This is a genomic window from Paenibacillus sp. FSL H3-0333 (assembly GCF_038002805.1).
Classification (GTDB): Bacteria; Bacillota; Bacilli; order Paenibacillales; family Paenibacillaceae; genus Paenibacillus_AQ; species Paenibacillus_AQ silagei.
In genome coordinates this window covers 7,693,101-7,702,637 of the sequence record NZ_JBBODG010000001.1, presented here as the reverse complement: position 1 = coordinate 7,702,637, position 9,537 = coordinate 7,693,101, and the positions used below count along the sequence as shown (strand labels likewise).

Annotated in this window: 7 protein-coding genes; 6 read left to right on the top strand and 1 reads right to left on the bottom strand. The window is 54.3% G+C overall.

The features are described from left to right. The first annotated feature begins 163 nt into the window (after nt 1–163). A complete protein-coding gene (gene ltrA, locus MHH78_RS33450) occupies nt 164–1,456 on the top strand; it encodes a group II intron reverse transcriptase/maturase (RefSeq protein WP_340825768.1) in 1,293 nt (430 codons plus the stop codon). A 348-nt stretch (nt 1,457–1,804) separates the two neighbouring features. Continuing rightward, nucleotides 1,805–2,824, top strand: coding sequence for an ABC transporter substrate-binding protein (locus tag MHH78_RS33445; protein WP_341170254.1), 1,020 nt, complete (start codon nt 1,805–1,807; stop codon nt 2,822–2,824). Between the two features lie 94 nt (nt 2,825–2,918). On the opposite strand, the gene acnA is transcribed toward MHH78_RS33445, so the two are convergent. Next, nucleotides 2,919–5,663, bottom strand: coding sequence for an aconitate hydratase AcnA (gene acnA, locus MHH78_RS33440; protein WP_076084781.1), 2,745 nt, complete (start codon nt 5,661–5,663; stop codon nt 2,919–2,921). Between the two features lie 309 nt (nt 5,664–5,972). Here acnA and MHH78_RS33435 point away from each other — a divergent pair, with 309 nt between their 5' ends. Genes MHH78_RS33435 through uvsE form a run of 4 tightly spaced genes read left to right on the top strand, consistent with a single transcriptional unit; the run spans nt 5,973 to nt 9,481 of the window. Further along, nucleotides 5,973–7,001: an amidase domain-containing protein gene (locus tag MHH78_RS33435; protein ID WP_076084778.1), complete on the top strand. Its 1,029-nt coding sequence runs from the start codon at nt 5,973–5,975 to the stop codon at nt 6,999–7,001. 19 nt (nt 7,002–7,020) lie between these two features. Beyond that, nucleotides 7,021–8,112: a D-alanine--D-alanine ligase gene (locus MHH78_RS33430; RefSeq protein WP_341170253.1), complete on the top strand. Its 1,092-nt coding sequence runs from the start codon at nt 7,021–7,023 to the stop codon at nt 8,110–8,112. A gap of 47 nt (nt 8,113–8,159) precedes the next feature. Beyond that, nucleotides 8,160–8,477 (top strand): hypothetical protein, encoded by a 318-nt coding sequence (locus tag MHH78_RS33425; RefSeq protein WP_039308646.1) that lies wholly within the window; start codon nt 8,160–8,162, stop codon nt 8,475–8,477. Then, nucleotides 8,474–9,481 carry a UV DNA damage repair endonuclease UvsE gene (uvsE, locus tag MHH78_RS33420; protein ID WP_036723795.1) on the top strand — a complete coding sequence of 336 codons (1,008 nt, stop codon included), beginning with the start codon at nt 8,474–8,476 and terminating at the stop codon, nt 9,479–9,481. The genes MHH78_RS33425 and uvsE overlap by 4 nt, the downstream gene beginning before the upstream one ends. Nucleotides 9,482–9,537 lie beyond the last annotated feature (56 nt).

Below are 9,537 nucleotides of genomic sequence, written 5' to 3'. Positions count from 1 at the left end.
AAGGAACCCGTAAAGAGACGCTCTATAAGTCCAGAAGACGAAGTGAACCGTCTGTGGGAAGGGAGTCCGAGGGGCTTATAGTACCGAAGAACCTAAGGACAACATAACCTTAGGGAGGGAAGGAGCCCTGCTTTGTTTACGCTTTTGGAGGAGGTACGAGTGAGTGAATGCCAAACGGCTAACGACACCCAAGGAAAAAGTTCAAGAACTCCAAGAAAAGCTAGGTCATGCGGCCAAGGAGAACAACAAGCGTAAATTCCACGCCTTGTACGACAAAGTCTACCGGTGGGATGTGCTATGCGAAGCCTGGAAACGGGTGAAAGCGAATAAGGGAGCTGCGGGAGTAGATGCCGTAACGCTCGCAGATATTGAAGAACAAGGAGAAACAAGATTCCTCAAGGAATGCGAGCGAGAACTGAAAGAAGGCAGCTACCATCCGCAGCCCGTACGTCGGCACTATATCCCAAAGAAAGACGGGAAGCCAAGACCGCTAGGCATCCCTACCGTGCGTGACCGAGTCCTACAGATGGCAACGAAACTGGTGATTGAACCCATCTTTGAAGCCGATTTTAAAGAAGTCTCCTTCGGATTTCGTCCGAAACGAAGTGCGAAAGGAGCGTTGGAGCGAATCCGTAAAGCCTGCAACCGCAAAGGAAATTGGATAGTCGACATCGATATCCAAGGCTACTTCGACAATATCAATCAGGAGAAGCTCATGAAGTTAATACAAATGCGTATCAATGACAGGCGGATCTTGAAGCTGATACGGAAGTGGCTACATGCGGGAGTGATGGAAGAAGGAAACGTACGGCGCTCCGATTTAGGGACACCCCAAGGTGGCGTGATTTCGCCACTGCTGGCGAATATCTATTTGAACTACTTTGACCGATTATGGGAGAAACACGGAAGTGGGCTGGGAGAACTGACGAGGTATGCAGACGACTTCGTTGTGGTCTGTAAAACCAAAAAGGATGCGGAACATGCGTATGAACTCATCCGCAACATTATGGAACGTCTGGAACTCACGCTACATCCGACCAAAACCCGCATTGTAGGTCTGTGGACAGGAGACGAAGGCTTCGACTTCTTAGGAATGCACCACCGAAAAACGAAAGCAGAAACCTCTCAAGGGAAGGTGTACTATACCACACAGCAGTGGCTAACGAAGAAGGCAGAGGAACGTATCCGGGGCGTGGTCAAAGACCGATTAGCACCACCCGGCATGCGCTGGAAATCGTTTGAGGAACACGTGGAATGGCTCAATCCCAAGATACAGGGATGGAGAAATTATTATTACACGAAGTATAGCCAAAAGAGGTTAGCGAAGCTGGATTGGTATATTCTGCAGCGATTCACCCGGTGGTATGCAAAGAAGAGAAATCGGAGGAGATGGATGAGTTCATTCCCGGAGGTCAAGTATATGGCCAATAAGTGCGGACTAAAAACGCTATTGTAATCTGCATGCCCATGAATGACAAACATCGGAAAGCCGTATGAGGGAAAACCTCACGTACGGTTTGATGAGGAGGGGCTGGGTTACTCCAGCCCTTTACTCTAGAGGAAATTATGATTTTTAACTATATTCTGAATCAGTAATAGGAATGACTTCGCTGATTTCACCGAACACATGGACAGCGCGTGGTCTCATCTGGGCCGAATGTGGTCGGAAAACCGATCACAATGGGGATGCTGCAGGTATTTTGTTCCTGCGGAAAGTTCTCGGGAGAGTTGTCAGCATGTCTACTCTGTGATATATTACTAATGATAATGATTATCAATATCATACATACATAGGGGGATTATCTTGCGATACTCTAAACAAAGTCTTGTCCTGATTGTCTTTACTCTCGTCATGGCTCTCCTGCTGGCAGCCTGCGGTTCATCGGGTAATTCCGGCTCTGGCTCCGGGACGGCAGCGAATGCACCTGCACCTGCAGCTTCTGAAGCACCCACTGCTGCTCCGGCTGCTGGCGAGCCTTCCGCTGAAGCAGAGATGGTTACCTTCCAGGATAGCGCCGGTGAGGTTCAAGTGCCTAAGAATCCGCAGCGAATCGTGGATACTACAGCCTTTTATACAGGATATCTTCTGGCGTTGGGTGTGAAGCCGGTAGGGGTCATGCAGGGAGCCAAGGATAGTCCGTATCTTGCAGACATGCTTGAAGGTGCAGAAGGGCTTGGTGACGATGTCACCCCGGAGAACATTCTGTCCCTGGACCCTGACCTGATTATTGTGTATACCGGCACAGAAGGCATCGATAAGCTGAAGGAAATTGCGCCTGTGGTACAGATTCAGTATGGCGCCAAGAATTATAAGGATCAGATGCTCGACTACGGCAAGCTGGTGAACAAGAATGATGAAGCTAAGGCCTGGATCGCCCAGTGGGAGGCCCGCATTGCTGAGCTGAAGCCGCAGGTACAGGCTGCTGTTGGCAATAAGACGGTTTCTATCCTGAATCCATATGCCAAGGGACTGTTTGTATTCGGACATAACTATGGCCGAGGCGGTGAGATTCTGTATGGGGAGTTCGGGCTGAAGGCTCCCGCAGAAGCGCAGAAGGAGGCCATCGACAGCGGAACTGGCTGGGCTTCCATCTCCCTGGAGAAGCTGCCGGACTTTGCCGGAGACATTATCTTCACCTGCCCGTGGTCAGGGGATACTACAGACCCGAAGATTGTCTATGACAATCCGCTGTGGAAGGGGCTTCCGGCGGTCAAGGAAGGGAATGTATTCCAGTTGAACCCTGCTGCCGATACGTACAATGACCCGATCTCTCTGGAGAAACAGCTGGATTTCATTACGACCAGCCTGCTGTCAGTCAAATAGGGCATTCCTGAAAAAGACAAAAAGCTGCGCCGGTATCAGACTGAAATCTGATACCGGCGCAGCTTGTATAATGATCTATTCTTATGAAGCCGAATTATTCTACCGGCTGAGCCGCTTCCGAAGCTGTAGCATCTGCCAGCATCTGGCGGAGGACTGTCTGCAGAATACCGCCATTGCGGTAGTAGTCGATGTCTACGGTACTATCGAGACGGGCAATGACCGGGAAGTCGAACTGGGTGCCGTCTTCACGGGTAGCAGTGACTGTCAGCTCCTGTCCGGGAAGGACATGGTTGTCAAGACCGGTAATGTCGAAGGTCTCACGTCCGGTCAGCCCCATGCTGCTCCAGCCGTGGCCTTCCTGGAACTGCAGCGGCAGCACGCCCATGCCCACGAGATTGCTGCGGTGAATCCGCTCGAAGCTCTCAGCGATGACGGCTTTGACTCCGAGGAGGAGTGTTCCCTTAGCAGCCCAGTCACGGGAGCTGCCTGTGCCGTATTCTTTACCGGCGATAACGATCAGGTTCTGTCCGGCCGACTGGTACAGCATGGAGGCGTCATAGATCGACATGACCTCATCACTCGGCAGGAAGGTGGTTACGCCGCCTTCTGTTCCAGGAGCCACTGCGTTGCGGATACGGATGTTAGCGAAGGTACCGCGCATCATCACCTCATGATTCCCGCGGCGCGAGCCGTAGGAGTTGAAGTCAGCGCGTTCCACGCCATGACCCCGCAGATATTCCCCGGCTGGACCGGAAGTAGATATATTCCCGGCTGGCGAGATATGGTCGGTAGTGACGGAATCGCCAAGCAGCGCCAGTACACGGGAGCTCTTGATGTCCTTAATGTCAGAGATACCGTCAGCCAGGTGCTCGAAGAATGGCGGATTCTGAATGTAGGTGGAGTTGTTATCCCATTCATACAGCTCGCCTTCCGGTACCGGAATGTTATTCCAGCGTTCATTGGCTGTGAATACATTCTCGTATTTGCTGCGGAACATTTCCGGACTGAGCGAGAGCCCTATGGCTTCGCGGATCTCGGCTGTAGTCGGCCAGATATCGGCCAGGAAGACAGGCTCACCCTGCGGGTCATAGCCCAGCGGCTCGGTCTTCAGGTCAATATTCACCGTACCGGCCAGTGCGTAGGCGACAACCAGCGGCGGTGAAGCCAGATAGTTGGCCTTGACCTGGGCATGCACGCGGCCCTCGAAGTTACGGTTCCCGGATATTACGGCGGCAACCGTCATATCATGCTCTGTAATGGCTTCGCTGACTTCATCCGGCAGCGGACCGGAGTTGCCGATACAGGTAGCGCAGCCGTAGCCGGCCAGGTAGAAGCCGAGCGCTTCCAGCGGCTTCAGCAGGTCTGCCTTCTGCAGATATTCTGTAACGACCAGCGATCCGGGAGTCAGGCTGCTTTTGACATAGCCCGGTTTGGTCAGCCCGCGTTCTACAGCCTTCTTGGCAAGCAGGCCTGCGCCCAGCATTACGCTCGGGTTAGAGGTGTTCGTACAGCTCGTGATGGCTGCAATGACTACCGCTCCTGTAGAGAGCTTGCTAGTGCTTCCGTTCTTATGCTGAATCTCAACTTCTTCGGCAATCTTCTCGTCGCTGAGGCCATAGCCGCCCTTGTCGACAGGTGTACGGATAATGCCTTCGAAATTCTCCTTCATATGGGTAAGCTCTACCCGGTCCTGCGGACGCTTCGGTCCGGCCAGGCTGGGAACCACAGAAGCCAGATCCAGCTCAATGACATCGCTGAATGTCGGGTCCGGTGTCTCTGCGGTGCGGAACATACCCTGCGCCTTATAATAATCCCCTACCAGCTCTACCAGTTCATCCGGGCGTCCGGTGCTGCGCAGATAGGCCAGTGTCTCCTCATCTACTGGGAAGAAGCCGACGGTTGCGCCGTATTCAGGAGCCATGTTGGCTACTGTCGCCCGGTCTGCCAGACTGATGTTCGCCAGACCCGGACCGTAGAATTCGACGAACTTGCCGACCACGCCTTTCTTGCGCAGCATTTGGGTAACGGTAAGGGCCAGATCGGTAGCTGTAGCGCCTTCCATCAGACTGCCGGTCAGCTTGAAGCCAACGACATCCGGGGTAACGAAATACAGCGGCTGTCCAAGCATTCCTGCTTCAGCCTCAATTCCGCCGACGCCCCAGCCTACTACGCCAAGGCCGTTAATCATTGTAGTATGGGAGTCCGTGCCGACCAGGGAATCCGGGTAGACAACCGTCTCTCCGTCAATGGTTTTGGTGGCCGCAACAGAAGCCAGATACTCCAGGTTCACCTGATGCACAATTCCGGTTGCCGGAGGAACCGCACGGAAATTATTGAAGGCGGTCTGTGCCCAGCGCAGGAAGCGGTAGCGCTCCTCATTACGCTCAAATTCTACGTTCATATTATATTCAAGGGCATCGGCCGTTCCGAACGCATCCACCATAACCGAATGGTCAATAACAAGGTCAACCGGTACAAGCGGGTTGATCTTCTTCGGGTCTCCGCCCGCCTTCTTAACGGTATCGCGCATAGCGGCGAGATCCACAACTACAGGTACGCCGGTGAAATCCTGCAGGACAATCCGGGCAGGAATGAACGGGATTTCCTTATTGCGGTCAATGCCGCCGGACCAGTTGGCCAGCTGCTTGACATGTTCTTCAGTAATTGCCCGTCCGTCATATTGGCGGACAGCCGCTTCGAGTAAGACCTTAATGGAGAATGGCAGGGAGGAAATGTCGCCTGCACCTTGCTCCTCCAGAGCATTCAAATGATAGTAGCGATAAGTTTTGCCACCTGATTTCAGGTTCTTGGCCAATGAAAAATGGTCCTTGCTTGGCATATATGCGCCTCCTCGTTTCATCTGGTGAAACTACATTTCATAATTCCTATACTTTAAGTATAACGTTTACAATGGGGGGAGTAAAGTTTTTTTTGCTCCTTGATGTAAGGTATATTCAGGGTTTCCACGGATGCATAGAACCGCCGGCTCCCTGACTTCCTTGCAGTTAAATCGCTCCCGCTTCCGTATAGGTGCGAGCAATCCTTCATATACATAGGACAGCAGCCATTGTGGCGGTGAAACCGTGAAGGAATATTCTTAGCTTACATCATATACATTCTTATCTGTGAACGAAAGGGCGGAGGATGAATGGAGCAGCAGTGGAAGAAAAGTCTCTATGTCTATGTGGACCAGCTGAACAAGGGGCGGGTTGCACCTGGCGCCGAACCGCGCCATACCACAATTAGGGACCCCCGGTTCCTGGACGAACAGCGCACGCGTTCCCGCCGGATCGCCCAGTGGTACACCCGCCGGGGCATTACTCCGCTGCGCGGGGAGACGGGGGTGCGGACGCTGCGAACTGTGCGGCAGAATCCTGCCGAGGTGGTCGCCGATGTGGCGCTGCACAGCGCCTTCTATTATGAGAAGGGCGGGATGACGCACCGCGAGGATGTGGTGGAGTCGGAGCGACTGACCTTTGTACGTGAAAAAGACGGCTGGGAGATTGTGAACGTGGAGCGCCGCGTGCCTGAGCGGAATGGGGTGCGCAAGGTGGTGGAGAAAGATCCGGCTCTGCGGCTCTCGGAATGGGGGGAGGCTCTGCCCGATCCGCGTCCGTCCCAGCCGCTGCTGAACCGCCGTGTCCTGAAGGGCGCAAGCGGCGTAAGGGAGGTGCGGTACCGCAGGGAGGAGGCTGCAGCCTATGCCGACCTCTGGTGGAAGGAGGGGAATCCGGAGTTCGAGATTTTTGAGGTGGACTGCACGAATTATGTCTCCCAATGTCTCTTTGCAGGGGGAGCGCCTATCAACTATACTGGTAAAAGAGAAACGGGCTGGTGGTACAAGGGCTATAATGGAGCCCAGGAATGGTGGAGCTTCAGCTGGGCGGTCTCCGACAGCCTGAAGCGTTATCTGAGCGGGAGCCGTAGCACCGGGCTGCGGGCAGAGATTGTAGAGCGGCCGGAGCAGCTTCAGCTGGGCGACATTATTCAGTATGACTGGGACGGCAACGGGCATTATCAGCACAGCACGATCGTTACCGCTTTTGATGCTGGCGGGCAGCCGCTGGTGAATGCGCGGACGGTTAGCAGCCGTCACCGCTTCTGGGATTACAAGGATTCCTACGCCTGGACGGACCGGACGGCATATCGTTTTTTTCATATCAATGACTATTTATAGATCAGAAAGAGGTTAGGGCATGGGGAACGCTAAAACTACCGTAGGACTGGTGTACGGCGGCAAATCCGGAGAGCATGAGGTATCGCTGCAGACGGCTTATGCGGTTATGAACGCTTTTGACTACGATAAATATGAGATTATTCCGTTCTATATCTCCAAGCAGGGGGTATGGAAGGTGGGTGCAGTGCTGGAGGCTCCCTTCCCCGCGATTGAGCAGCTTAAGCTCTCCGGGGCTGCCGGAGATATGGGCATGGCCCTGAATGCCTTGTTCAGCGGACTTGGCGGAGGCGAGCAGGTAATAGACGTCATGTTCCCGCTGCTGCATGGCACGAACGGCGAGGACGGTACCATTCAGGGTCTGTTCGAGATGGCGAATATCCCGTACATTGGTGCAGGCGTACTGGCTTCATCGGCGGGTATGGATAAGGTTGTCATGAAGAAGCTGTTCGGCGAGGCGGGGCTGGAGCAATGTGACTACTGCTACTTCAATGCTGCGAACTGGAGACAGCGCAAGCACGAGCTGATTGTAGATCTGGAGGATAAGCTGGGATATCCGGTATTCGTCAAGCCTGCCAACCTGGGCTCCAGCGTAGGAATCTCCAAGGCCACCGACAAGGAAAGTCTGATCAAGGCTGTGGATTATGCCTTCCGTTATGACACGAAGGTGATTATTGAGGAGTTCGTGGATGCGCGGGAAGTGGAGGTGGCGGTCCTCGGCAATGAGGAGCCGGAGGCCTCGGTTCCGGGTGAAATCGTCTCTTCCGGTGAATATTATGATTATGCGGCCAAATACACGGACGGCAAATCACAGATGCTGATCCCGGCACCTGTCGATCCCGAGGTAGCGGACCACTTGCGCGAGTCGGCGATACTGGCCTTCAAGGCTATTGAGGGCAGCGGAATTACCCGGGCCGACTTCTTCCTGCGGAAGTCTGACGGCAAGATTCTTATTAATGAAGTGAATACCATGCCAGGCTTCACCCCGTTCAGCATGTATCCTCTGCTGTGGCGTGAGACCGGTGTGTCCTATAAAGCGCTGCTGGACCGTATGATCGGGCTGGCGCTGGAGCGTTACCGGTTCAGACAGGGCCTGAAGTACGATAATGAATAAACCACGTTGATCGGCGGGAGCATTCCGGCCGGGAAGGAGAGAGAAGCATGGGGTTTCAATCAGAATTCAATTCGGTGTGCAAGTTCAAGAATGAGCAGGAGCTGTACGAGCTGCTGGAGTACGGACGTACCAAGATGGTGAAGCAGGGCTTCCGTGTCTATCCGACCGGCCAGAAGGTGATCGCCTATAACCCGGAGAATGTAGCGGTGGCCATTGTCAAAATTTCTGCGTCGATTGCTGAAATCAATTTTCAGGGCAATGAGGTTACGGCGGTGGAAATGGATCTGGTCCGGAAGCTGAATGAGGAAGAGTCGCGCGTTCAGACAGCTCTTGCCTACGAAATGTTCTTCGGGGAAGAGGGATGATTGTCCGCTTCGGCTATGTTGCCATGTCTACGGTGATCCCTGACTGTTCTCCCTCCAAAACGATGACGATGGCAAGCTTCAACAAGCTGGGCGACCGGGAGGCGGGCCTTCGTAAGCTGGAATCCATCGCCCGGATGAATCTGCATAATACGCTCCGTCTGCTGAAGCATAATGTCGGATCGGATATTAAGGTCTACAGGCTCACCTCCAAGCTGGTTCCGCTGGCCACCCACCCTGATCTGGCGGACTGGAATCCGCTGGCTGCTCTTGCGGAGGAATTCGCTGAGGTGGGCAGCTATGTGAAGAAGCACGGGCTGCGCGTCAGCTTCCACCCGGATCACTTCACGGTGCTGAGTACGCCGCGGCCGGAGGTACTTGCAAGCTCGATCCGTGATCTGCAGCATCATACGGACATGCTGGACGCGATGGGGCTGCCGGCGACGGCTAAGAGCAATATCCACATCGGCGGCGCTTACGGGGACAAGCCTCTGTCTGCGGAACGCTTCTGCGTACAATGCTCCGCGTTGCCGCTTGCGCTTAGAGAGCGGATGACGCTGGAGAACGACGACAAGACGTTCAACGCGGTAGAGACGCTGGAGGTCTGCCGCAGAATGGAGCTGCCGATGGTGCTGGATATCCATCACCAATGGGTCAACAATGAAGGTGAGCTTCCCTGGGAGCTGTGGCCGGAGATCCTGAAGACATGGACAAGCCCTCTGGCACTGAAGGATGTACCGCCCGGAGGGCAGCTGCCGCCGAAGATCCATGTGTCCAGCCCGCGCAGCCCGTCTGATCCGCGCAGCCATGCCGATGGGGTGGAGCCGGCACCGCTGGTTGCTTTTCTGAAGCGGATTGCTGCGGATACTCCCGCCGTAGATGTGATGATTGAGGCGAAGCTCAAGGATGGGGCCCTGTTCGGTCTGATGGAGGAGATGAAGGGACTGTCAGAAGGCGGGAATGGAATTATGGTACTAAACGGAGCGAGTGTGAATATAGAACCATAACTGGCAAAAAACTTGCCGGCCAGGCCCGTGAGCGGCACCAGTCATGACTTGATAAA

Excerpts from the sequence above, each read along its gene's own strand:
- MHH78_RS33435 (WP_076084778.1), top strand. The coding sequence starts at position 5,973 with ATGGAGCAGCAGTGGAAGAAAAGTCTCTATGTCTATGTGGACCAGCTG.
- MHH78_RS33430 (WP_341170253.1), top strand. The coding sequence starts at position 7,021 with ATGGGGAACGCTAAAACTACCGTAGGACTGGTGTACGGCGGCAAATCC.
- uvsE (WP_036723795.1), top strand. The coding sequence starts at position 8,474 with ATGATTGTCCGCTTCGGCTATGTTGCCATGTCTACGGTGATCCCTGAC.
- MHH78_RS33425 (WP_039308646.1), top strand. The coding sequence starts at position 8,160 with ATGGGGTTTCAATCAGAATTCAATTCGGTGTGCAAGTTCAAGAATGAG.
- acnA (WP_076084781.1), bottom strand. The coding sequence starts at position 5,663 with ATGCCAAGCAAGGACCATTTTTCATTGGCCAAGAACCTGAAATCAGGT.